The organism is Streptomyces sp. NPDC013187 (genome assembly GCF_042899705.1).
Classification (GTDB): domain Bacteria; phylum Actinomycetota; class Actinomycetes; order Streptomycetales; family Streptomycetaceae; genus Streptomyces; species Streptomyces hawaiiensis_A.
Genome location: NZ_JBIBAF010000006.1, coordinates 275,850 through 297,746, shown reverse-complemented (window position 1 = coordinate 297,746; position 21,897 = coordinate 275,850). Strand labels below are relative to the sequence as shown.

Annotated in this window: 22 protein-coding genes; 20 read left to right on the top strand and 2 right to left on the bottom strand. The window is 70.5% G+C overall.

From position 1 onward, the window contains the following. Window positions 1–7 precede the first annotated feature (7 nt). From ACFY5B_RS14865 to prcA, 3 genes are all read left to right on the top strand, one after another. The gene (locus ACFY5B_RS14865) at window positions 8–619 is read left to right on the top strand and encodes an endonuclease VII domain-containing protein (RefSeq protein ID WP_389968931.1); all 612 of its coding nucleotides are present in this window, start codon (window positions 8–10) and stop codon (window positions 617–619) included. Further along, a complete protein-coding gene (gene prcB / locus ACFY5B_RS14860; RefSeq protein WP_389968930.1) occupies window positions 571–1,416 on the top strand; it encodes a proteasome subunit beta in 846 nt (281 codons plus the stop codon). The genes ACFY5B_RS14865 and prcB overlap by 49 nt, the downstream gene beginning before the upstream one ends. 67 nt (window positions 1,417–1,483) lie before the next feature. Continuing rightward, window positions 1,484–2,227: a proteasome subunit alpha gene (gene prcA, locus ACFY5B_RS14855; protein ID WP_389968928.1), complete on the top strand. Its 744-nt coding sequence runs from the start codon at window positions 1,484–1,486 to the stop codon at window positions 2,225–2,227. A gap of 64 nt (window positions 2,228–2,291) precedes the next feature. On the opposite strand, the gene ACFY5B_RS14850 is transcribed toward prcA, so the two are convergent. Continuing rightward, window positions 2,292–3,344, bottom strand: a complete 1,053-nt coding sequence (locus ACFY5B_RS14850; RefSeq protein WP_389968927.1) for a LacI family DNA-binding transcriptional regulator — start codon at window positions 3,342–3,344, stop codon at window positions 2,292–2,294. 46 nt (window positions 3,345–3,390) lie between these two features. On the opposite strand from ACFY5B_RS14850, the gene ACFY5B_RS14845 reads away from it, so the two are divergent. The 17 genes from ACFY5B_RS14845 (at window position 3,391) to ACFY5B_RS14765 (ending at window position 20,844) form a co-directional block, all read left to right on the top strand. Further along, the gene (locus ACFY5B_RS14845) at window positions 3,391–4,650 is read left to right on the top strand and encodes an MFS transporter (RefSeq protein WP_389968925.1); all 1,260 of its coding nucleotides are present in this window, start codon (window positions 3,391–3,393) and stop codon (window positions 4,648–4,650) included. A 9-nt stretch (window positions 4,651–4,659) separates the two neighbouring features. Beyond that, the gene (pafA, locus tag ACFY5B_RS14840) at window positions 4,660–6,021 is read left to right on the top strand and encodes a Pup--protein ligase (protein ID WP_104778656.1); all 1,362 of its coding nucleotides are present in this window, start codon (window positions 4,660–4,662) and stop codon (window positions 6,019–6,021) included. A gap of 189 nt (window positions 6,022–6,210) precedes the next feature. After that, a complete protein-coding gene (locus tag ACFY5B_RS14835; protein ID WP_389968922.1) occupies window positions 6,211–7,191 on the top strand; it encodes an FKBP-type peptidyl-prolyl cis-trans isomerase in 981 nt (326 codons plus the stop codon). Between the two features lie 56 nt (window positions 7,192–7,247). Beyond that, a complete protein-coding gene (locus ACFY5B_RS14830) occupies window positions 7,248–7,619 on the top strand; it encodes an FKBP-type peptidyl-prolyl cis-trans isomerase (RefSeq protein WP_010045336.1) in 372 nt (123 codons plus the stop codon). 129 nt (window positions 7,620–7,748) lie between these two features. Then, window positions 7,749–8,726, top strand: a complete 978-nt coding sequence (locus ACFY5B_RS14825; protein WP_389968920.1) for a helix-turn-helix transcriptional regulator — start codon at window positions 7,749–7,751, stop codon at window positions 8,724–8,726. Window positions 8,727–8,743: 17 nt separating this feature from the next. Then, window positions 8,744–9,817, top strand: a complete 1,074-nt coding sequence (locus ACFY5B_RS14820; RefSeq protein ID WP_389968918.1) for a helix-turn-helix transcriptional regulator — start codon at window positions 8,744–8,746, stop codon at window positions 9,815–9,817. A gap of 88 nt (window positions 9,818–9,905) precedes the next feature. Then, window positions 9,906–10,202 carry a hypothetical protein gene (locus ACFY5B_RS14815; RefSeq protein WP_389968916.1) on the top strand — a complete coding sequence of 99 codons (297 nt, stop codon included), beginning with the start codon at window positions 9,906–9,908 and terminating at the stop codon, window positions 10,200–10,202. Window positions 10,203–10,259: 57 nt separating this feature from the next. Further along, complete coding sequence (locus ACFY5B_RS14810) at window positions 10,260–10,454, top strand: hypothetical protein (RefSeq protein WP_104778661.1); 195 nt, start codon at window positions 10,260–10,262, stop codon at window positions 10,452–10,454. Window positions 10,455–10,714: 260 nt separating this feature from the next. After that, entirely contained in the window at window positions 10,715–10,996 is a 282-nt protein-coding gene (tatA, locus tag ACFY5B_RS14805) for a Sec-independent protein translocase subunit TatA (RefSeq protein ID WP_033311911.1), read from the top strand. A gap of 47 nt (window positions 10,997–11,043) precedes the next feature. Then, window positions 11,044–12,006 (top strand): twin-arginine translocase subunit TatC, encoded by a 963-nt coding sequence (gene tatC, locus ACFY5B_RS14800; protein ID WP_389968913.1) that lies wholly within the window; start codon window positions 11,044–11,046, stop codon window positions 12,004–12,006. Between the two features lie 31 nt (window positions 12,007–12,037). Beyond that, complete coding sequence (locus ACFY5B_RS14795) at window positions 12,038–12,928, top strand: diacylglycerol kinase (RefSeq protein WP_389968911.1); 891 nt, start codon at window positions 12,038–12,040, stop codon at window positions 12,926–12,928. Window positions 12,929–12,968: 40 nt separating this feature from the next. Continuing rightward, on the top strand, window positions 12,969–15,818 hold the full coding sequence (locus ACFY5B_RS14790) for a DEAD/DEAH box helicase (protein WP_389968909.1): 2,850 nt from the start codon (window positions 12,969–12,971) through the stop codon (window positions 15,816–15,818). A gap of 372 nt (window positions 15,819–16,190) precedes the next feature. Continuing rightward, the gene (locus tag ACFY5B_RS14785; RefSeq protein WP_389968907.1) at window positions 16,191–17,834 is read left to right on the top strand and encodes a sensor histidine kinase; all 1,644 of its coding nucleotides are present in this window, start codon (window positions 16,191–16,193) and stop codon (window positions 17,832–17,834) included. Continuing rightward, a complete protein-coding gene (locus tag ACFY5B_RS14780) occupies window positions 17,831–18,238 on the top strand; it encodes a roadblock/LC7 domain-containing protein (protein ID WP_351633454.1) in 408 nt (135 codons plus the stop codon). The genes ACFY5B_RS14785 and ACFY5B_RS14780 overlap by 4 nt, the downstream gene beginning before the upstream one ends. Further along, the gene (locus ACFY5B_RS14775) at window positions 18,235–18,633 is read left to right on the top strand and encodes a DUF742 domain-containing protein (RefSeq protein WP_389968904.1); all 399 of its coding nucleotides are present in this window, start codon (window positions 18,235–18,237) and stop codon (window positions 18,631–18,633) included. The genes ACFY5B_RS14780 and ACFY5B_RS14775 overlap by 4 nt, the downstream gene beginning before the upstream one ends. After that, window positions 18,614–19,234, top strand: a complete 621-nt coding sequence (locus tag ACFY5B_RS14770; RefSeq protein ID WP_351633460.1) for an ATP/GTP-binding protein — start codon at window positions 18,614–18,616, stop codon at window positions 19,232–19,234. Before ACFY5B_RS14775 ends, ACFY5B_RS14770 begins: the two co-directional genes overlap by 20 nt. A 68-nt stretch (window positions 19,235–19,302) precedes the next feature. Continuing rightward, window positions 19,303–20,844, top strand: coding sequence for a cytochrome P450 (locus ACFY5B_RS14765; RefSeq protein WP_389968902.1), 1,542 nt, complete (start codon window positions 19,303–19,305; stop codon window positions 20,842–20,844). On the opposite strand, the gene ACFY5B_RS14760 is transcribed toward ACFY5B_RS14765, so the two are convergent. After that, a complete protein-coding gene (locus ACFY5B_RS14760) occupies window positions 20,838–21,839 on the bottom strand; it encodes an RluA family pseudouridine synthase (RefSeq protein WP_389968900.1) in 1,002 nt (333 codons plus the stop codon). The genes ACFY5B_RS14765 and ACFY5B_RS14760 overlap by 7 nt on opposite strands. Window positions 21,840–21,897: the final 58 nt, after the last annotated feature.

Genomic DNA, 21,897 nt, shown 5'->3' with positions numbered 1-21,897 from the left:
GCGGGGGATGGAAGCGGCCAGCGAGCCGAACGCGAAGCAGTGCAGGAAGTGTCGGCGCGATCTGCCTCTTGCTGCATTTGCCCGTGACAAGAATCGGCGTGACGGCCTCCAGGTGCACTGCCGGGAGTGCGTGGCGAAGTACAGCGCCGCGCACTACCGGCGCCGCCGGGAGGCCGTGGGGAAGCCGGTCCGGGAGCGAGTCGACGTCCCGGCTGGATACAAGCCCTGTCGGACGTGTGGCGAGATCAAGCCTCACAGCGAATGGCACCGCAACGCGACCGCTTCCGATGGCTTGTCAACCCGTTGCAAGACCTGCCGGGCGGTGCAGGGTCGGCAGGGGCATCTGAAGCGCCAGTACGGCATCACGGAAGCCGAACGCGACGGTCTGATCGCCTCTCAGGGAGGCGTGTGTTGTATTTGTCTGTCGGCCGTGCCCGAGCATGTGGATCACTGCCACAAGACGGGTAGGGTCCGAGGCGTACTGTGCTTCAGCTGCAACGCCGCGCTGGGGCAGTTCAAGGATCGGCCCGATGCCATAAGGCGGGCTGCCGCTTATGTGGAAGGAATCGCGTGGAAGCCAACACTCGTAGCACCGGGCGTCTACCAGCTGCCTTCCTGACGCCAGGGTCTTCCTCCTTCATGGACTTCCTGTCCGAGCACCAGCCGGAGATCCTCCCCGGAAACCGGCAACTGCCCCCCACCCAGGGCGTGATCGAGGCACCGCACGGGACGACGATCGTCGCCGTGACGTTCCCCGGCGGTGTGGTCCTCGCCGGTGACCGGCGGGCCACCATGGGCAACGTCATCGCGCAGCGGGACATCGAGAAGGTTTTCCCGGCCGACGAGTACTCGGCCGTGGGCATCGCCGGCACGGCGGGCCTGGCCGTTGAGATGGTGAAGCTGTTCCAGTTGGAGCTGGAGCACTTCGAGAAGGTCGAGGGCGCGCAGCTGTCCCTGGAGGGCAAGGCGAACCGGCTGTCGACGATGATCCGCTCCAACCTCGGCATGGCCATGCAGGGATTGGCCGTGGTGCCGCTGTTCGCCGGGTACGACGTGGACCGCGGCAAGGGCCGTATCTTCTCCTACGACGTCACCGGCGGCCGCTCCGAGGAGCACAACTACGCGGCCACCGGTTCCGGGTCGATCTTCGCTCGTGGTGCGATGAAGAAGCTCTTCCGGGACGACCTCAGTGAGGCCGAGGCCACGACGCTCGTGGTCCAGGCGCTCTACGACGCGGCAGACGACGACTCGGCCACCGGCGGTCCCGATGTCGCCCGCCGGATCTATCCCATCGTCACCGTGATCACCGACGACGGCTTCCGCCGGCTCACCGAGACCGAGGCGTCCGAGATCGCGCGCTCGATTCTCGAGCGGCGGCTGGAGCAGCCCGACGGGCCGCGGGCCGCGCTGCTGTAGCGGCGATCGTCTTCGTGAAGGTGGTCCTGTGAACCGACGGAATCTTCCAGAGAGGGACGGATAACCGGTGTCGACGCCGTTCTATGTCTCACCCCAGCAGGCCATGGCCGACCGGGCGGAGTACGCCCGCAAGGGCATCGCCCGTGGTCGCAGCCTGGTCGTGCTGCAGTTCGCCGACGGCATCGTGTTCGTCGGCGAGAACCCGTCCCGTGCGCTGCACAAGTTCAGCGAGATCTACGACCGGATCGGCTTCGCGGCCGCCGGCAAGTACAACGAGTACGAGAACCTGCGGATCGGCGGCGTGCGCTACGCCGACCTGCGGGGCTACACCTACGACCGGGACGATGTGACGGCCCGGGGCCTGGCGAACGTGTACGCGCAGACGCTGGGCACGATCTTCTCCAGCGCCGCCGAGAAGCCCTATGAGGTGGAGCTGGTCGTCGCCGAGGTGGGGGAGACGCCTGAGGGCGACCAGATCTACCGGCTGCCGCACGACGGTTCCATCGTGGACGAGCACGGTTCGGTCGCGGTGGGCGGCAACGCCGAGCAGATCAGCAGCTACCTGGACCAGCGCCACCGGGAGGGCATGACCCTCGCGGAGGCGCTGAAGCTGGCGGTGCAGGCGCTGTCCCGCGACACCAACGGCAGCGAGCGGGAGATCCCCGCGGAGCGGCTGGAAGTCGCCGTGCTGGACCGCACACGCCCGCAGAAGCGCAAGTTCAAGCGGATCAGCGGACGTCAGCTGTCCCGGCTGCTGGGCGCGGACGCGGACGCCGCGCAGGAGGCGGCGGCGGAGGACGACGCCGAGTAGCACCGACGAGGTTGTCGCACGCCCCGCGTCGCTTGGCGGTCGGGGCGTGCGGTCGTCGCGCGGGTCAACTGGCCTTGGCTGTGGAACCTCGCAGCACCAGCCGCACCGGGATGTCCCCGCTTTCGGGTGCGCGGCCCTCCAGTACGGCCAGCAGCGCCCGCATGCCCCGCTCGCCGAACAGCTCCGCGTTCAGGTGGACCGTCGTCAGTTCCGGGTCGATGGCCGTGGCCAGGGCCAGGTCGTCGACGCCCGTGACCGACAGGTCGTCCGGGATGCGCAGTCCCAGGCGGCGGGCCGCCTTGTAGGTGCCGACTGCGAGCTGGTCGTCGTCGCAGATCACGGCGGTGGGGCGGTCGCCGGGGGTGGCGAGGGCGGCTTGGGCGGCCGTCACCGCTCCCTCGATGGAGATCGGGGAGCGGGCTGTGCGCACCGTTGTGCCCGGTACCTCCTCCAGCCGCGCCGCCAGTTCCCGGGCGCGTACCTCGAAGGTCCAGGAGGGGACGTCCGCCGCCAGGTGGAGGAAGTGGCGGTGGCCGAGGGACAGCAGGTGTTCCGCGGCCTGCCGGATGCCGTCTGCGATGTCCAGGTTCACCGTCGCCGCTCCCAGGCTCCCGGCCGGGTCGCTGTCGAGCATCACCAGGGGGAGCGCCTCGCCGCGGATCGCGGTCAGTGCGTCGGCGGCCATGGACGAGGCGATCACGCCGTCGAGCGCGGCCTGCGCGGAGGCGAAGGGGTCGCGGGCCGGGCCGATGCCCTCGGGGGAGGGGTAGAGGACCACGCCGAAGCCGTGCTCGGCGGCGACGCGGGCGGCGCCCGTGTAGACGCCGGCGAAGAACTCCGTGGTGAGGGCCGGGACGACCAGGAGGACCGTGCGGGTGCGTCCCAGGCGCAGGTTGCGGGCGGCCAGGTTCGGGCGGTAGCCCAGGTCGCGGGCGGCCTCCCGGACGCGTTCCGCCGTGGCCTCCGAGACCCGGCCGCGCCACTTGTCGCCGAGGACCAGGGACACGGCCGCCTGGGAGACGCCGGCGGCCTGGGCGACGTCCCGGCTCGTGGGTCGGGTGCTGCCTCGTGCCACCGTCGGCCTGCTCTTTCGTCTGGACTCGTGAACAGCGGACATGGTACGTATGAGATCCGACGTTATACGTAAAACTCAGGGGCGGGACATGGCCACGGGATACCTGGAGATCCTTCGGACGCGACACGCCGCCCGGCTGCTCGTCGGCACACTGGTCGGCCGGCTGCCCAACGCCACGGCCGCCATCGCGATCGTGCTGTTCGTCCGGGCGGAGGGCGGCACGTACAGCCTGGCGGGTGCGCTGGCGGCCGTCTACGGCGTCGCCAACGCCGTCGGGCAGCCCGTGCTGGGCAGGATCGTGGATGTGCGCGGGCAGCCCCGTGTGCAGCTGCCCGCGGTCGTCCTGTCCGCCCTCGCGATGGCCGTCTTCGCCTTCTCCGGCATCGGATCGCTGCCGCTCGCCTACGCCGCCGTGGTCGGTGCCGGGCTCTTCACGCCGCCCCTGGAGGGCGGGCTGCGGGCGCTGTGGCCGTCCGTGCTGCGCAGGGAGGACCAGGTGCACACGGCGTACGCGATGGACGCCGTGGCCCAGGAGGTGATGTTCACCGTCGGGCCGCTGCTCGTGACGCTGTGCGTGTCCCTGTGGTCGGCCCAGGCGGCGCTGCTCGTGCTCAACGCGGTCGGTGTGCTCGGGGCGCTGTCCGTGGTGGTCTCGGAGCCCTCGCGCACCTGGCGGTCGGCGCCGCGCGAGGCGCACTGGCTCGGCGCACTGCGCTCGCCCGGGCTGCTCGCGCTGCTGGCGGCCTTCCTGTTCGTCGGGATGGCGCTCGGGTCCATCACCGTCGCCTCCGTGCCCTACGCGGACGAGCACGGCGGGGACGCGGTGTACGGCTGGCTGATGGCGGCCCTGGGCTTCGGCGCGCTGGTCGGCGGCACCGCGTACGGTGCCCGGCAGTGGGCCGGTGAGCCCGCGCGGCGACTGCGGGTGCTGGTGGCGCTTCTGGTGGTGTGTTACCTGCCGCTGATGCTGATGCCGGACGCGGTTCCCATGGTCGTGCTGACCGCGCTCGCCGGGGTCTTCCTGGCACCCGCCATCGCCTGTGCGTTCGTCCTCGTCGACCGGCACGCCCCGCGCGGCACGGTCACCGAGGCGTTCTCCTGGCTGGTGACGACGTTCACCGTGGGCCACTCGGTGGGAACGGGCGTCGCGGGGCCCGTCGTCGAGGTGGGCGGGGCCTTGTGGGGCTTCGCCGTGCCGGCCGTCGCAGGTGGCGTGTCCCTGCTGGTTTTGACCGCCACAGGACGGGTAGTCGCAGCTCCCGGCCAGGGTGGGGTTGTTGCGACCGGTTCGGAAAATGATCCGAACCGTGCCGTCGAACCCCGTTTCAGTTCAGGGGATCGGGCGTAATGTTCCCTCATGGACCGCCGCATTTTCGGGCTGGAGAACGAGTACGGCGTCACGTGCACGTTCAGGGGACAGCGCCGCCTGTCTCCTGACGAGGTGGCGCGGTACCTCTTCCGCCGTGTCGTGTCATGGGGCCGAAGCAGCAACGTCTTTCTGCGAAACGGCGCCCGCCTCTATCTCGACGTGGGATCGCATCCGGAATACGCGACACCGGAATGCGACAACGTGACCGAACTGGTCACCCACGACAAAGCGGGCGAGCGCATTCTCGAAGGACTCCTGGTGGACGCCGAACGACGCCTGCACGAGGAGGGAATCGCGGGCGACGTCTACCTCTTCAAGAACAACACCGACTCGGCGGGCAACTCCTACGGCTGCCACGAGAACTATCTGGTAGCCCGGCACGGGGAGTTCTCCCGACTCGCGGACATTCTCATTCCGTTCCTGGTCACCCGCCAGCTGCTGTGTGGTGCGGGCAAGGTGCTGCAGACACCGCGCGGCGCCGTGTACTGCGTCAGCCAGCGCGCCGAGCACATCTGGGAGGGCGTCTCCTCGGCGACGACCCGTTCCCGGCCCATCATCAACACGCGTGACGAGCCGCACGCGGACGCCGAGCGCTATCGTCGCCTGCACGTCATCGTGGGCGACTCCAACATGTCCGAGACGACCATGCTGCTCAAGGTCGGTGCCACCGACCTGGTGCTGCGCATGATCGAGGCGGGCACGGTGATGCGGGACCTCACCCTGGAGAACCCGATCCGGGCGATCCGCGAGGTCAGCCACGACATCACCGGCCGCCGCAAGGTGCGCCTGGCCAGCGGACGCGAGGCCTCCGCCCTGGAGGTGCAGCGCGAGTACTACGAGAAGGCTCTGGACTTCTGCGAGCGCCGGGGCATCCGCACCGGCACCGTCGAGCAGGTCCTGGAGCTGTGGGGCCGCACCCTGGACGCGATCGAGTCCGAGGACCTCGACCGCATCGGCACCGAGATCGACTGGGTCATGAAGTACAAGCTCATCGAGCGCTACCGCGCCAAGCACAACATGACCATGTCGCACCCGAGGGTCGCGCAGATAGACCTCGCCTACCACGACATCCACCGCCGTCGTGGCCTGTACTACCTGCTCGAGAAGAAGGGCCAGGCGGCCCGTATCTGCAACGACCTGAAGATCTTCGAGGGCAAGTCCGTCCCGCCGCAGACCACGCGCGCCCGGCTGCGCGGCGACTTCATCCGGCGGGCCCAGGAACAGCGCCGTGACTTCACGGTCGACTGGGTCCACCTCAAGCTCAACGACCAGGCGCAGCGGACCGTGCTGTGCAAGGACCCGTTCCGTTCCGTGGACGACCGGGTGGAAAAGCTGATCGCCGGAATGTGAGCCGGATCAGGCCGTCCGAGAAGCCGGTGCCCGAAGGTTTTCGTGCCTTCGGGCACCGGCCTTTTTCCGTCGGTTCCGCCCGTGCGGGAGCGGCCGGGGCGGTGTCGTGTCGCGCGGTGTGAGGAGTGCCGAGCGGCCACGCCGTAGAGTGGCGGGCATTGCCCCCCACCTCCGATCCCAGTTGGACTGATGAACTACAACACGAAACGACTCGTGGCCGCGCTGCTGGCCGTTCCCGCCCTGTTGTTCACCGCCGCGTGCGGGTCGGACGACGGGAACAACGGCGATACGGCCGGAGGCGTCGCCGAGGTCAAGGGGAAAGTCGGGGCCAAGCCCGAGATCTCCGTGCCCAAGGACGGCAAGCCGTCCGACAAGACCGTGGTCAAGACGCTCTCGGCGGGCACCGGAACCCCGATCAAGGGCTCGGACTTCGTCCGCCTGGACTGGACCGTCGAGAAGTGGGGCGGTGGCCAGGAGCTCGGCGGCACCTGGACCGCGGGATCGGCGGGTGACAAGGCGCCCCGGCGGCAGTCCATCGAGCAGATCGGCAAGCCGAGCCAGCAGCTTCCCGAGAAGGTTCTCGACGCGGTGAAGGGCAAGAAGCCCGGCAGTCGTGTCCTGGTTCAGGGCACCGCGGGCGATCTGATCGGCCAGAGCCTGAACACGTCCTCCGGGATCTCCGCGAAGGACGTGCTGATCTGGGTGGTCGACCCGGTCGGTGCCGCGAGCGTCGACACCAAGGCCGAGGCCAAGGGCGAGCAGGCGCCGTCCGAGCCGGGCATGCCCGAGGTGAAGTCGCCCTCGCAGAAGGCCGCGGTCATCACCGTCCCCAAGGGCGAGAAGGCCCCGAAGGACCTCAAGGAACAGGTGCTGATCAAGGGCGACGGCAAGAAGGTCGAGGCCGGTCAGGGCCTCATCGCCCAGTACACCGGGGTCAAGTGGGAGGACGGCAAGAAGTTCGACTCCTCCTGGGACCACGGTGGTGCCACCGCCTTCCAGATCGGCAACGGCTCCGTGGTGGCAGGCTGGGACAAGGGCCTCGTCGGCAAGCACGTGGGCGACCGGGTGCTGCTGGTGATCCCGCCCTCGCTCGGCTACGGCGCGAGCCCGCAGAGCGAGCTGTCCAAGAACACGCTGGTCTTCACGGTGGACATCCTCGGCACGGTCTGACCCGGCCGGTCTGTGAGACTGTCCCCGACGCAGGTCACGTAACAAGGAGAGATGAAGTGAGCATCGACAAGCCCGAGATCGACTTCCCGGGCGGCGAGCCCCCGGCGGACCTCGAGATCAAGGACATCTGGGAGGGCGACGGCCCGGTCGCGCAGGCCGGCCAGACCGTCACCGTGCACTACGTGGGTGTCTCCTTCAGCACCGGCGAGGAGTTCGACGCCAGCTGGAACCGCGGCACCCCGTTCCGCTTCCCGCTGGGCGGCGGCCGGGTCATCAAGGGCTGGGACCAGGGCGTCCAGGGCATGAAGGTCGGCGGCCGTCGCCAGCTGACCATCCCCGCCCACCTCGCCTACGGCAACCAGAGCCCCTCCCCTCTGATCAAGCCCGGCGAGACGCTGATCTTCGTGGTCGACCTGCTCGGAGTCTGAGCAAGCTCCGGACAGACTCGATCATGTGGGGCCCATGCCTGTTCGGGCATGGGCCCTCGGCTTTTGCCGTGCCACCGTGTGGCGGTACGGTCATCGCTCGTAAGCACCATAGGGAGGCGAAGCGCGTCGATGGCCATTGCCAAGGCGGAGCGGCTGATGAATCTGGCGCTGTGTCTGCTCGGGACGCGGCGCCCGCTCAGCAAGCGTGAGCTGCGCGACTCCATCGAGGCCTATGTCGAGGCCTTCGGGCCGGGCAGCGGCACGTCCGGCTCCGATGATTCCTTCAACCGCATGTTCGAGCGCGACAAGGACGACCTGCGCGAACTGGGGCTGGTCATCGAGACCGTCGAGAGCCTCGACGGCGAGATCGGCTACATGGCCCGCCGTGACAGCAACCGCCTCCCGCCCATCACCCTGGACGCCGAGGAGGCCGCCGCCCTGGGGCTGGCCGCCAAGGTGTGGCAGCAGGCCCGGCTCGCCGGAGCGGCCAGCGGCGCCCTGCAGAAGCTGCGCGCGGCCGGACTCCCCGAGGACGTCGACCCGTACGGGTCGCACGGCGCGCTGGAGCCGCGCATCCCCGTGCACGAGGCCGCGTTCGAGCCGCTGATGCTCGCGTGCCGGGACCGCCGGCCCGTCGCCTTCGACTACCGCAAGGCCACCGCCGCCCACCCCGAGCAGCGGCACGTGGAGCCGTGGGCGCTGGAGTGCTGGCGGGGCCACTGGTACCTGGCGGGCTGGGACCGCGACCGGGGTGCCGAGCGGGTCTTCCGGCTGTCCCGGATCACCGGCAAGGTCCGCTCGCGCGGCGGCCGCTACACCGCCGAGGTGCCGGACGTCGTCACCGTCCGGGAGACCGTCGCGAGCTGGGCCGGGGAGGTCGCCGACCGTTCGGCGCGGATCCGGCTGCGCGCGGGGGCGGGGTACCCCCTTCGGGCGAAGGCCACCTCCGTCCGGGAACTCGGCGACGGCTGGGACGAGTTGGAGATTCCGTACGGTCACGGGCTGGACGCCTGGCTGGTGGAGTTCGGGCCCGACGTGGTCGTCCTGGAGCCCGCCGAGCTGCGGGCCGACGTGGTGGACCGGCTGCGGGCCGTGGCCAAGGGCTGAGGGGGAGCGGAAAGACAGTGGCAGGCAAACCGGTCAGGCCCGTGAACGCCATCGACCAGACCCGGCGGATGCTCTCGCTGGTGACGTATCTGAAGGAGCGTCCCGGAGCACGGGTCGAGGACGTCGCGCGCGCCTTCGGCATCAGCGAGGACGAGCTGGTCTCCGACCTCGACGTGCTGCCCATGTGCGGCACCAGCTTCCGCGGCGGTGACCTGCTCGACATCGACACCGACGGCGAGCGCATCTGGTGGCACAACCCGGCGGCGCTCGCGGCGGAGGCCGCCGAGCCGCTCAGACTCGCCGCCGACGAGGCCACCGCCCTGCTCGTCGCCGCCCGGGCGGTCTCCACACTGCCCGGACTGCGAGAGAGCGACCGGCAGGCGCTGCTGCGGGCGACGGCCAAGGTGGAGACCGCGGCCGGCGAGGCGGCGGGTGCCAGCTCGCGGCTGTCGGTGACCTTCGAGTCCGAGGGCGGCGTCTTCGCGGACGTCGACCGCGCGATCGCCGAGCGCCGCCGGCTGTGGATCCGCTACTACTCGCCCGCGCGTGACGAGGTCACCGAGCGGGAGATCGATCCCATCCGCCTGGTCAGCGTCGGGCACACCTATGTCGAGGCCTGGTGCCGCCGCTCCGAGGCGCGCCGCACCTTCCGGCTCGACCGGGTCGCCGAGATCAAGATCCTCGACGAGCCCTCGGCGCCGCCCGAGATCGAGCTGCGCGATCTCTCGGAGGCGCTGGTGCAGCCGGCGGCCGAGGACCCGGAGGTCGTGATCGAGGTCGGGCCGGGCGGCCGCTGGGTCGCGGAGTACTACCCGCACGACAGTGCGGATGAGCTCCCGGACGGTGGGCTGCGTATCACTCTGCGGACTCCGGACCCGGCGTCGCTCCGGCGCCTGGCCCTGCGGCTCGGAAGGGACGGCCGGATCGTCTCGCCGCCGGAGCTCGCCGACAGCGCCCGGCAGGCGGCACGGGAGGCGCTGGCGGCGTACGACGGGATCGAGGCGGCGCGGACGGCCGGCGTCGCGGAGGACGTGCGCGGACCGCACGCGATGCGGACGGTTCCGGGCGGGCCGGGCGACGGACCGGAGTGAGCCGCGGACGCCCTCCGGGGTTCACGGCCGGACCGCGACACCGGTCGTGCACCCCGGAGGCGTACGACCCAGGAAGAGGAGCGAGGGCTTGAGCGAGTCGGTGACGTCCGGTGGTGCCGGGGGCATGACGGTGGAGTCCGCGTTCGCGGGGATGAGAAGCGTGGCCCCGGTCGTGTTCCGGGCCGGCTGCCCCGACTGCCGTGAGCACTGCGAGCTCGCCGCGGGCGCGCTGCGGCTGGCCATCGGCGCCACGAGTCGCACCACCTTCTACTCCTTCACCTGCCCGCAGTGCGGCGCGTCCGTCCGCAAGCCGGCGGGGGAGCGGATCGTGGAGCTGCTCACCGGCGGCGGTGTGCGGACCCTGCGGCTGCACTCCACCGTCTAGCGGGTCATCCGGTGGGCCGAGGAATCCGGCCGCTCGGAAAGGTCTAGGCTCGGCGTCATGTTCTGGCCGATGTTCGCGGTTGCGGTGGGTTTCGTGGGTCTCGTCGTGCTCGGGGTGCTCGGCGTGCGGGTCTTCGTGGAGGCACAGCGCCTGGGCAGGCAGGTCACGGACTCGGCGCGCCGCATCAACCGGGCCGCCGAGGACCTGGAGCGGTCGGCGCAGAGCGCGGCTCGTTCCGTCGACGCTCTGTGAGGTGTCCGGCGGACGTCTGTGAGTTGCGTTTCGGGACACTTCGCCCTGTCACGTCGGCGGTTCGTGCAGGTACTCTGCTGGTCGCGGCCCGGTTAACGAGGCACTGGTCGCGGACGGGAGTGCGCACAAGGGATGCAGAGGGATTGCCTCACGTTTACCCCCGAGCGTTACGATCGCTGCCAACACGACCGTTCGGACAAGTGTCCGACCGGTCGGACAGCACCCCCACCACAGCCGCCTCGGTGAGAAGGTAAAAGCTTATGTTCGGAAGGCTCGGAGCCCCCGAGATCATTCTCATCCTCGTCGTCATCATCCTGCTGTTCGGCGCGAAGAAGCTTCCGGACATGGCTCGGTCGCTCGGCAAGTCGGCCCGCATCCTCAAGAGCGAGGCCAAGGCGATGAAGGACGAGAACAAGTCGTCCACTACCCCGGCCGGCCCGCCCAACAACGACGAGCCCTCGCAGCGCACCATCCAGGCAGCGCCCGGTGATGTGACCAGCTCGCGCCCGGTCAACGAGCCCACGGACACGACCAAGCGCTGACGCAGGGCCGGTGACCTCCGGCCCGCCGCACGAGATGGGAACGTGGGTTGCTGAAGTCTGCCCGCAAGCAGGAGAGGGATCCCGAGGGGCGCATGCCCCTCGCGGAGCACCTTCGCGAGCTCCGCAACCGGCTCGCCAAGGCGATGCTGGCGATCGTCGTCGTCACGGTCGTCGCCGCCTTCTTCTACAACGACATCATCAACTTGATCACCAAGCCGATCCTCGACTCGGTCGGCTGTGACAAGACCTTCGCGGAGCTGGCCAGGTCGCAGCCCGGCGCGAAGCCCTGTGCGCAGATCACCATCAACGGCCTGCTCACCCCCTTCACGCTGGCGCTGAAGGTCTCCCTGATGGCCGGCGTCGTCCTGGCCTCCCCGGTCTGGCTCTACCAGCTGTGGGCCTTCGTCGCGCCGGGTCTGCACCGGCACGAGAAGAAGTACGCCTACGGTTTCGTCGCCACCGGTGCCCCGCTGTTCATCGTCGGCGCCTACTTCGCGTACACGGTCCTGCCCACCACGGCGAAGGTGCTCCTCGAGTTCACCCCGGGCGGCACGTCCAACCTCCTGCCGCTGGACGACCTGCTCGACCTGGTCATGCGGATGGTGCTCGTCTTCGGCCTCTCCTTCGAGCTGCCGCTGCTGCTGGTCATGCTCAACCTCACCGGGGTGCTGACCGGCAAGCGCATGCTCGGCTGGTGGCGCGGCATGATCATGGGCATCACGGTCTTCGCGGCCATCGCCACCCCCAGCACCGACCCGCTGACCATGCTGGCGCTGGCGGCGCCGATCTGGATCCTGTACTTCGCGGCCGTCGCCTTCTCCCTGCTCAACGACCGCCGCAAGGCCCGCCGCGAGGCCCTCGGCCCCGCCGACGACGAGGCCTCCGAGCTGGATCTCACCCCCGACGACATCGGCGAGATCGAGCCGGTGACCACCAGCCGGGCCGCGCTGCCCGAGCAGGCGAGCTCGGACCGCTCGGACCGGGTCAACGGTTATGACGACGTGACCTGAAGATCGGCGGACAGCTCGTAGGGTCGGTCCCGTGACCAGCGAGATCACCCTCTTCGTCAACCCCACCGCGGGCCGCGGCCGGGGCGCCCGCGCGGCGCAGCCGGCCGCTTCCGCGTTGCTTGCGGCCGGCTTCTCGGTCCGGACCGTCCTCGGGGAGGACGCCGCGGACGCCCTCGTCCGCGCGCGTGCGGCCGTCGAGTCCGGCACGGGCGCGTTGATCGCCGTCGGCGGCGACGGGATGGCGGGCCTCGCGCTCCAGGCACTCGCCGGCACCCGCACCCCGCTCGGCCTGGTCGCGGTCGGCACCGGCAACGACTTCGCCCGGGCCCTCGGCCTGCCCGTCCGGGAGCCCGCCGCCGCGGGCCGCATGATCGCCGACGCCCTCAAGTGCGGCCGGATCCGCGACATCGACCTCGGGCAGGTGGGCGACCGCTGGTTCGGCACCGTCCTGGCCTCCGGCTTCGACTCCCGCGTCAACGACCGCGGCAACAGCATGCGATGGCCCACCGGCCGCCTCAAGTACGACCTGGCGATGATCGCCGAACTGGCCGGGTTCCGGCCCGTCCCGTACCGGATCCGGCTCGACGACGGCGAGGTCCGTGAGGTCGAGGCGACCCTCGTGGCCGTCGGCAACGGCTCCTCGTACGGCGGGGGCATGCGGATCTGCCCCGGTGCCGATATGACCGACGGACTGTTCGACGTGACGGTGGTCGGCGACTGCAGCCGCAGGACGCTGCTGCGGGTGTTCCCGCGGGTGTACCGGGGGACGCACGTCGAGCATCCGAAGGTGACCGTGCTGCGGGCGGCGCGGGTCGAGATCGCCGCCGAGAAAGTCACCGGCTACGCCGACGGGGAGCCGCTCGGCCCGCTGCCGCTGAGCGCGCGCTGTGTGCGCGGGGGAGTGCGGGTCGTCGGCCCCTGAGCTGCGCGGATCCGAGGTTTCACAGAAACGGATCCGGATAATGATCGTCCTGTTGTCAGTGCGGCCCGGTACGCTCGAAAGCACGATGACAGAGGACCTCTCCCCGGCCGAGCGGTACGCGGCAGCCCGCAAGCGCGCTGCCGAGCAGGCCACCGCGCTCGCCTCCTTCCGCGAGATGTACGACTTCGGCCTCGACCCCTTCCAGATCGAGTCCTGCCAGGCGCTCGAGGCGGGCAAGGGCGTGCTCGTCGCCGCGCCCACCGGCTCCGGCAAGACGATCGTCGGCGAGTTCGCCGTCCACCTCGCCCTCCAGCAGGGCAAGAAGTGCTTCTACACGACACCCATCAAGGCCCTGTCGAACCAGAAGTACGCCGACCTGTGCCGCCGCTACGGCACGGACAAGGTGGGCCTGCTGACCGGCGACAACAGCGTCAACTCCGAAGCGCCGGTGGTGGTGATGACCACCGAGGTGCTGAGGAACATGCTGTACGCCGGGTCCCAGACCCTCCTCGGCCTCGGCTACGTGGTGATGGACGAGGTGCACTACCTCTCCGACCGGTTCCGCGGAGCCGTATGGGAGGAAGTGATCATTCACCTCCCCCCGTCGGTCACGCTCGTCTCGCTCTCGGCGACCGTGTCCAACGCCGAGGAGTTCGGCGACTGGCTGGACACGGTCCGCGGCGACACCGAGGTGATCGTCTCCGAGCACCGTCCCGTCCCGCTGTTCCAGCACGTGCTGGCCGGGCGGCGGATGTACGACCTGTTCGAGGAGGGCGAGGGCCACAGGAAGGCCGTCAACCCCGATCTCACGCGCATGGCGCGCATGGAGGCGAGCCGGCCGTCGTACCAGGACCGCCGGCGCGGCCGGTCCATGCGCGAGGCCGACCGTGAGCGCGAGCGCCGCCAGCGGTCCCGGATCTGGACGCCGAGCAGGCCCGAGGTCATCGAGCGGCTCGACGCCGAGGGGCTGTTGCCCGCCATCACCTTCATCTTCAGCCGCGCCGCCTGTGAAGCCGCCGTCCAGCAGTGCCTGTACGCGGGGCTCAGGCTCAACGACGACGAGGCGCGCGAGCGGGTCCGCGCCCTGGTCGAGGAGCGCACGGCGTCCATCCCGACGGAGGACCTGCACGTCCTCGGCTACTACGAGTGGCTGGAGGGCTTGGAGCGCGGCATCGCGGCCCACCACGCGGGCATGCTGCCGACCTTCAAGGAGGTCGTCGAGGAGCTGTTCGTGCGCGGCCTGGTCAAGGCCGTGTTCGCGACCGAGACCCTCGCCCTCGGCATCAACATGCCGGCCCGCTCGGTGGTGCTGGAGAAGCTCGTCAAGTGGAACGGCGAACAGCACGCGGACATCACCGCGGGCGAGTTCACCCAGCTGACGGGCCGGGCCGGGCGGCGTGGCATCGACGTCGAGGGCCACGCGGTGGTGCTCTGGCAGCGCGGCATGAGCCCCGAGCACCTCGCGGGCCTGGCCGGCACGCGCACGTACCCGCTGCGCTCCAGCTTCAAGCCGTCGTACAACATGGCGGTCAACCTGGTCGAGCAGTTCGGGCGGCACCGCTCGCGCGAGCTGCTGGAGACGTCGTTCGCGCAGTTCCAGGCGGACAAGTCGGTGGTCGGCATCTCCCGGCAGGTGCAGCGCAACGAGGAGGGTCTGGAGGGCTACAAGGCCTCCATGACCTGCCACCTCGGCGACTTCGAGGAGTACGCGCGGCTGCGCCGCGAACTGAAGGACCGGGAGAACGAGATCGCCCGGCAGGGCGTGGCGCAGCGGCGTGCGGAGGCCGCGGTCGCGCTGGAGAAACTGAAGCCCGGTGACGTCATCCACGTCCCCACCGGCAAGTACGCGGGCCTGGCTCTGGTGCTGGACCCGGGCCTGCCGGCGGGCCGTTCCAACGGTCACCGCGGCTTCGAGCACCACGACGGGCCGCGCCCGCTGGTGCTGACCGCCGAGCGGCAGGTGAAGCGGCTGGCGTCGATGGACTTCCCGGTGCCGGTCGAGCCGCTGGAGCGGATGCGGATCCCGAAGTCCTTCAACCCCCGGTCCCCGCAGTCCCGTCGGGACCTCGCGTCCGCGCTGCGCACCAAGGCCGGGCACATCCCGGCGGACCGGCACCGCAAACGGCGCTCCCAGGCGGCCGACGACCGCGAGATCGCCCGGCTGCGGACCGCGCTGCGCGCGCACCCCTGCCACGGCTGCAACGACCGTGAGGATCACGCCCGTTGGGCCGAGCGGTACCACCGGCTGCTGCGCGACACCTCGCAGCTGGAGCGGCGGATCGAAGGCCGGACGAACACGATCGCCCGGACGTTCGACCGCATCGTGGCACTGCTGACCGAGCTGGACTATCTGCGTGCCGACGAGGTCACCGAGCACGGCAGGCGGCTCGCACGGCTGTACGGCGAGCTGGACCTGCTCGCCAGCGAGTGTCTGCGCGAGGGTGTCTGGGAGGGCCTCGGCCCGGCCGAACTGGCCGCCTGCGTCTCGGCGTTGGTGTTCGAGTCGCGTGTCGCGGACGACGCGATGGCGCCGAAGGTGCCGTCCGGGAAGGCCAAGGCCGCGCTGGGCGAGATGGTGCGGATCTGGGGGCGGCTGGACGCGCTGGAGGAGGAGTTCCGGATCACCCAGACCGAGGGGGTCGGGCAGCGCGAGCCCGATCTCGGCTTCGCCTGGGCCGCGTACGAGTGGGCCTCCGGGAAGGGGCTCGACGAGGTGCTGCGCGAGGCGGAGATGCCGGCGGGGGACTTCGTGCGGTGGTGCAAGCAGGTCATCGACGTGCTGGGGCAGATCGCGGCGGCCGCTCCGCAGGGGTCTTCCGTGGTGAAGAACGCGCGTAAGGCCGTGGATCTGTTGCTGCGGGGGGTTGTCGCCTATTCGTCGGTGGGGTGAGCTTGTCGCGCGGGTGACCGTTGTGTGTGGTTGCTCGCGCAGTTCCCCGTGCCCCTGAGAACAGCGTCGTACTGAAGCCCGTTCACCCGTCACGGTGGCGGGCTTTCGTGTATCCGTTCGCTGTAACGCAAAGTATTCGAACGATGTCGCAGCGTGTAAACAGTCGAGCGTACTATCCCTTCGCGTCCGGTTTCCGGCAGTCGCTGAATATGACACAGCGATGATCCGGTCGGACTAAGCTCGCCCGCAGCGCACCGGCTTGAGATGAATTCGTGCGCTTGTTCCCCAATGTGTGGAAGATCCCGACAGCTTCATGACATACCCCCCTGCAAGTCCCCCCGAACCTCAGTCGACTCCTGTCAGAAGGCCCACATGGTGAGTGTTCAATCCCCGCCCGGTCGTCGTGAACTCCCCTACGCGCGCGTGCTGTTGATCCCGGCCATAGTCATGGCCGCGGCAACCGGAGCCGCCGTCGCGCTGGTGACGGAGCCGGCCCGGGGCGCCGTCGGCTGGTGCGGCGGCATCGCCACCGCGCTGGTGCTCGCGACGGCGGCCGAGGCGGTGCGCCGCGGCCGTGCGCTGCGCAACCAGCGTGCCGAGCACGCCCGGCACAGCGCACATCTGGAACAGCGGATCGCCGCCCACGAGAACGAGCTGGTCCGCTTCTCGCGGGAGATCATCCCCGCCGCGCTCGACCTGCTGCGGACCGGAGAATCCCCCCGGGAGGTGATCCGCAAGCTCGGCCTCGCCAACCCGGCGTTCCGTGACCTTCCCGCCCCGCAGGCGGAGACGCTGCTGAGGGTGCTCAAGATCGTCGACTACGAAGTGACGATGCGCGACGCCGCCGCGCGCTCCTTCGTCAGTGTCGCCCGCCGCGTGCAGGCGATCATCCACCAGCAGGCCGAGGAACTCCGGGAGATGGAGGAGGACCACGGCCGCAACCCCGAGGTCTTCGACGACCTGCTGCGCATCGACCACGGCAACGCCCTGATCGGCCGCCTGGCCGACTCCGTCTCCGTCCTCGGCGGCGGACGCCCCGGTCGGCAGTGGCCCGCGCCGGTGTCCCTGTACAGCACCCTGCGCGGCGCCATGTCCCGCATCCTCGAGTACCGGCGCATCCAGCTGTCCTCCATCGCCAAGATCAGCGTCAAGGGCATCTACGTCGAGCCGGTCATCCACGCCGCCGCCGAGCTCCTCGACAACGCCACGCGCTACTCGCCGCCGCAGACCAAGGTGCACGTCACCGCCACCGAGGTGCAGACCGGTGTCTGCATCGAGATCGAGGACGGCGGCGTCAACCTCAACGAGGAGGCACGCGCCCGGATCGAGGGCATGCTGGAGGCCGCCAAGGCGGGCGTCGACCTGCAGGACATCGGAGAGCACCCGCGCCTCGGCCTGGCCGTCGTCGGACGTCTGTGCACGGCGTACAACATGCAGGTCTCGCTGCGCGCCTCCGCGTACGGCGGCGTCCGGGCCATCCTCATCGTGCCGAGCGAGATGGTCACCCACGAGCCCGGTGTCGGACTCGCCCACGGCATCGGCGCCACCGGCATCCCCATGACGGTCGGCATCCCCGAGGGCCCCAAGCGCGCGCCCAAGAGGCGACGCCCCACCAGCCCGAAGATCCCCGCCACGGTCTCCCTGGAGGACGACGACGTCCCCGAGGTCACCGAGTGGACCGCGAACGGCCTGCCGCAGCGCCGCAGCAAGGTGAAGATGCCGCTCGCCGAGCGCCTCGCCCAGCAGGCGGCCAACGAGAAGGCCGACCGGGAGGCAGAAGAGCGGGGTGAGTACAACCCCTGGGCGGCCACGCAGGAGCCCGAGACCAAGCCCTTGCGTGACATGTCGGCGCCCGACGCCCCCGGAAAGGGCCTGGAGGCCTTCTGGGAGGGGCTCAAGCAGGGCATCGAACCCGGCACCCACCCGACCGACTTCATCCGGAACCCGCACAAGTACCTGCACCTGATCAACGACCCGGCCCCCACGGAGGCCGACGACGAGGGGGACCTCAAGTGATCCAGCAGCGAGGCAACTTCGACTGGATGCTCAAGCAGCTCGCCGACGGAGTGCCGGGCATCGAGATGATCGTGGTGCTCTCGGCCGACGGGCTGCGCATCGCCCGCTACGGCGGCGAGCCGGACGCGGCCGACCGGGTCGCCGCGGCCTGCGCCGGCCTGCAGTCCCTCGCGGGCAGTGTGTGTCAGGAACTCTCGGTCGGCGACGGCGAGATGAAGCTCGTCATGATCGAGATCGACCAGGGCTACTTCTACCTGATGGACGCGGGCGCCAACGCCTTCCTCGCGGTGCTCTCCGACGTGCGGTGCGAACCCGGCCGGATGAGCGCCATGATGCGCGACCTGGTCGTCCGGATCGGTGGCCATCTCACCAGTCCGCCCCGGCGGAACGGGCAGATCGTATGACGCCTCCGCAACGCCAGAGGCGCGATCTCGTCCCGGAGCCGCCCACGCCCCAGGCGGGCGAGGACAAACCCGGGAACCCGGAGCGGATGTACGTGGTGGCCGGCCCGGACGGTGAACGGGCCGAGCTCGACCTGGTGACGTTGATCGTGGCGCGTGCCACGGACCCGCCGCCCTCCGCCTCTCCCGAGCAGGCGGCGCTGCTCCGACTCTGCGCCGCCCCCCTGTCCGTGGCCGAGCTGTCGGCCTACCTCCACCTGCCGTTCAGCGCGATGGGCGTACTGCTCACCGAGCTGCTGACGGCGGAACTGGTGCAGGCGCGCGCCCCGATCGTCCGCAAGGCGCGCTCCGACCGTTCCCTCCTCGAAGCGGTGATGAATGGACTTCAACGGCTCTGACACCATCCCGGGCCCCCGGGCCGAGGACCAGCTGCCCCACACGGCGCAGGCCGCGGCCAAGATCGTGATCGTGGGTGGCTTCGGCGTCGGCAAGACGACCATGGTCGGCTCGGTCAGCGAGATCACTCCGCTGACCACCGAGGAGACCATGACGCAGGCCGGCATCGGTGTCGACGACAACTTCGGCTCCGCGTCCAAGACGGCCACCACCGTCGCCATGGACTTCGGCCGGATCAGCATCACCGACCAGCTCGTGCTGTACCTCTTCGGCACGCCCGGCCAGCAGCGCTTCTGGTTCCTGTGGAACGGCCTGTTCGAGGGCGCGCTCGGCGCGGTGGTGCTGGTCGACACCCGGCGGCTGGAGGTCAGCTTCGACGTGATGGGGCGTCTGGAGGAGCGTGGCGTGCCGTTCGTGGTCGCTGTCAACTCCTTCCCCGACGCCCCCCGCTACGCCATCGAGGAGCTGCGTACCGCCCTCGACCTCACGCCGGACATCCCGATCATGGAGTGCGACGCGCGGCGCCGGGCCTCCAGCCGCGACGTGCTGATGACCCTCATGCGCTTCCTGCACTCGCTCGCCATGACGGGCTCCCGCGCCTGACCCGTGACACCCACGCCCACACCTTCCCCCCAGACACCTGGAACCACCTCAGTTTCGGAGCGATCACTGTGACGCCTGAATCCCACGCCCCGACCAGCACGGACGACCTCCCGCCCGGCCCGCCCCCCGGCTGCCCCGCGCACGGCCTCGGGCCCGGGGGACTGCACCGGCTGCACGAGGCGGAGGACCTGGGAGCGCTGTACGAGCAACTGCGGGACCAGCACGGTCCCGTGGCTCCCGTGCTGCTCCACGACGACGTGCCGATGTGGATCGTCCTCGGCCACGCCGAGAACCTGCACATGGTGCGCTCGCCCTCGCAGTTCTGCCGGGACAGCCGTATCTGGACCCCGCTCAGGGAGGGCCTCGTCAAGCCCGACCACCCGCTGATGCCGCACATCGCCTGGCAGCCCATCGCCTCGCACGCCGAGGGCGACGAGCACAAGCGGCTGCGCGGCGCGGTCATGGGCGCCATCTCCACCATCGACTTCCGCAGCCTGCGCCGCTACATCAACCGCAGCACGCAGGCGATCGTCAACCGGTTCTGCGAAGCGGGTGAGGCGGACCTCGTCGGACAGTTCACCGAGCACCTGCCGATGGCGGTGATGTGCGAGATCCTCGGCATGCCCGACGAGTACAGCGACCGGCTCGTCGAGGCCGCCCGCGACGCACTCAAGGGCACCGAGACCTCGCTCGCCAGCCACTCCTACGTCATGGACGCCCTGAGCCGGCTCACCGCCACCCGCCGCGCCCGGCCGGAGGAGGACCTCGCCAGCTACCTGATCACGCACCCGGCCCGGCTGAGCGACGACGAGGTCAGAGAGCACCTGCGCCTGGTGCTCTTCGCCGCCTACGAGGCCACCACCAACCTGCTGTCCAACGTGCTGCTGACGGTGCTGATCGACCCGCGCTTCCGGGCCCAGCTCAACGGTGGCCAGATGACGGTGCCGGAGGCGGTGGAGCAGTCCCTGTGGAACGAGCCGCCGTTCAGCACGGTTTTCGCGTACTTCGCCAAGCAGGAGACCGAGCTGGGCGGCCAGCGCATCCGGCGGGGCGACGGGCTGCTCTTCGCGCCGCTGCCGGCCAACGTCGACCCGCGGGTGCGGCCGGACCTGAAGGCCAGCATGCAGGGAAACCGTTCCCACCTCGCCTTCGGCGGCGGCCCGCACGAGTGTCCGGGGCAGGACATCGGCCGCTCCATCGCCGACGTGGGCGTGGACGCGCTGCTGATGCGGCTGCCGGACGTGGAACTCGACTGCGACAAGGAGGAGCTGCGCTGGACGGCGTCCATCGCCTCCCGGCACCTGGTGGAGCTGCCGGTGCAGTTCGCGCCCAGGCCGCCGCAGGACGTGCAGGAGGTGCCGAACCACAAGCCGGTCGCCGCGCAGCGCTCGGACTGGCAGATCGGCATCGCGCAGCCGGCCGCGGCTCCGGCCGTGGCGCAGTCGCAGCCGGTCGCCGCGCAGCCCCAGCCGGCTCAGGCGCAGCCCCAGCCGGCCCAGGTGCAGCCTCAGCCCCAGCCGGTGCCCGTGCCTCCGCAGCCGGCCGTTGCGGAAGCGCCCCGCCGCAGGGGCGTCTGGCAGCGGTTCCTGAGCTGGTGGCGCGGCTACTGACCGTCTGACGGGCCGTCGTGCGACCCGGCGGCCCAACGGTCGTACGACGCCCAGGCCGCGAGTGTCCGGCCACTGCGAAACCGGTGTTCCTCGCCCGTGACCGGATCGGTGAACTCCAGGGCCCGCGCCAGCAGTTGCAGCGGCCTTCGGAAGTCGCCGGCCGGTGCGGGGGCGGTCACCTCCGGGTAGAGCGGGTCGCCGAGGATCGGCACGCCCAGCGCGGTCATGTGGACGCGCAGCTGGTGCGTCTGCCCGGTGGCGGGCGCGAGCCGGTACCGGGCGAGCCCGCCGGGGCCGCTCTGCCCGCCGGGCCGGTCGCGGTGCTCGTCGAGCTCGACACGGCTCACGGCGTTGGGCTCGCCCGGGACCTCCCGGGCGGTGAGGACTCCGCGCTCCTTCACGATCCGGCTGCGAACCGTCCGGGGCAGGACGAGGCCGGCGTCGAAGGGGGCGACGGCCTCGTACTCCTTGCGGACCCGGCGGTCACGGAACAGCGTCTGATAGGCGCCGCGTTCCTCGGGGCGCACGGTGAACAGCACGAGCCCCGCCGTGAGCCGGTCCAGCCGGTGCGCGGCGGTGAGCGCAGGGAGGTCCAGCTCGCGGCGGAGCCGGGCCAGCGCGGTCTCGGCGACATGGCCGCCCCGTGGGGTGGTCGCGAGGAAGTGGGGTTTGTCGGCGACGACGATGTGCTCGTCCCGGTGCACGACCTCCAGCGGGAAGGGCACCGGCACCTCGTCGGGCAGGTCCCGGTGGAACCACACGAACATCCCGGGCTCGAAGGGGGCGTCCGCCGTGACGGGCCGTCCGTCCGCCCCGACGATCCGGCCCGTGTGGAACATGCCGTCGACGACTCCGGCGCCCGCCCCGGAGAGCCGCTCCACCAGGTGTTCGCGTACCGTCCCCCAGCTGCCGGTGGCGGGCAGCCGCACCCGCACCGGGTCCACGCCTTGGCGCTGCGGCAGGGGAGAGGGCGGGATGCGGGTCTTGCGTCTCATCGCGGCCCAGCGTACGAGGCCGGTGCGGCCGGGCGGAAAACCATTGGGAGCGCCCGGC

Excerpts from the sequence above, each read along its gene's own strand:
- ACFY5B_RS14865 (WP_389968931.1), top strand. The coding sequence starts at position 8 with ATGGAAGCGGCCAGCGAGCCGAACGCGAAGCAGTGCAGGAAGTGTCGG.
- ACFY5B_RS14850 (WP_389968927.1), bottom strand. The coding sequence starts at position 3,344 with ATGTCCGCTGTTCACGAGTCCAGACGAAAGAGCAGGCCGACGGTGGCA.
- ACFY5B_RS14845 (WP_389968925.1), top strand. The coding sequence starts at position 3,391 with ATGGCCACGGGATACCTGGAGATCCTTCGGACGCGACACGCCGCCCGG.
- pafA (WP_104778656.1), top strand. The coding sequence starts at position 4,660 with ATGGACCGCCGCATTTTCGGGCTGGAGAACGAGTACGGCGTCACGTGC.
- ACFY5B_RS14835 (WP_389968922.1), top strand. The coding sequence starts at position 6,211 with ATGAACTACAACACGAAACGACTCGTGGCCGCGCTGCTGGCCGTTCCC.
- ACFY5B_RS14825 (WP_389968920.1), top strand. The coding sequence starts at position 7,749 with ATGGCCATTGCCAAGGCGGAGCGGCTGATGAATCTGGCGCTGTGTCTG.
- ACFY5B_RS14810 (WP_104778661.1), top strand. The coding sequence starts at position 10,260 with ATGTTCTGGCCGATGTTCGCGGTTGCGGTGGGTTTCGTGGGTCTCGTC.
- tatA (WP_033311911.1), top strand. The coding sequence starts at position 10,715 with ATGTTCGGAAGGCTCGGAGCCCCCGAGATCATTCTCATCCTCGTCGTC.
- ACFY5B_RS14790 (WP_389968909.1), top strand. The coding sequence starts at position 12,969 with ATGATCGTCCTGTTGTCAGTGCGGCCCGGTACGCTCGAAAGCACGATG.
- ACFY5B_RS14785 (WP_389968907.1), top strand. The coding sequence starts at position 16,191 with ATGGTGAGTGTTCAATCCCCGCCCGGTCGTCGTGAACTCCCCTACGCG.
- ACFY5B_RS14775 (WP_389968904.1), top strand. The coding sequence starts at position 18,235 with ATGACGCCTCCGCAACGCCAGAGGCGCGATCTCGTCCCGGAGCCGCCC.
- ACFY5B_RS14770 (WP_351633460.1), top strand. The coding sequence starts at position 18,614 with ATGGACTTCAACGGCTCTGACACCATCCCGGGCCCCCGGGCCGAGGAC.
- ACFY5B_RS14760 (WP_389968900.1), bottom strand. The coding sequence starts at position 21,839 with ATGAGACGCAAGACCCGCATCCCGCCCTCTCCCCTGCCGCAGCGCCAA.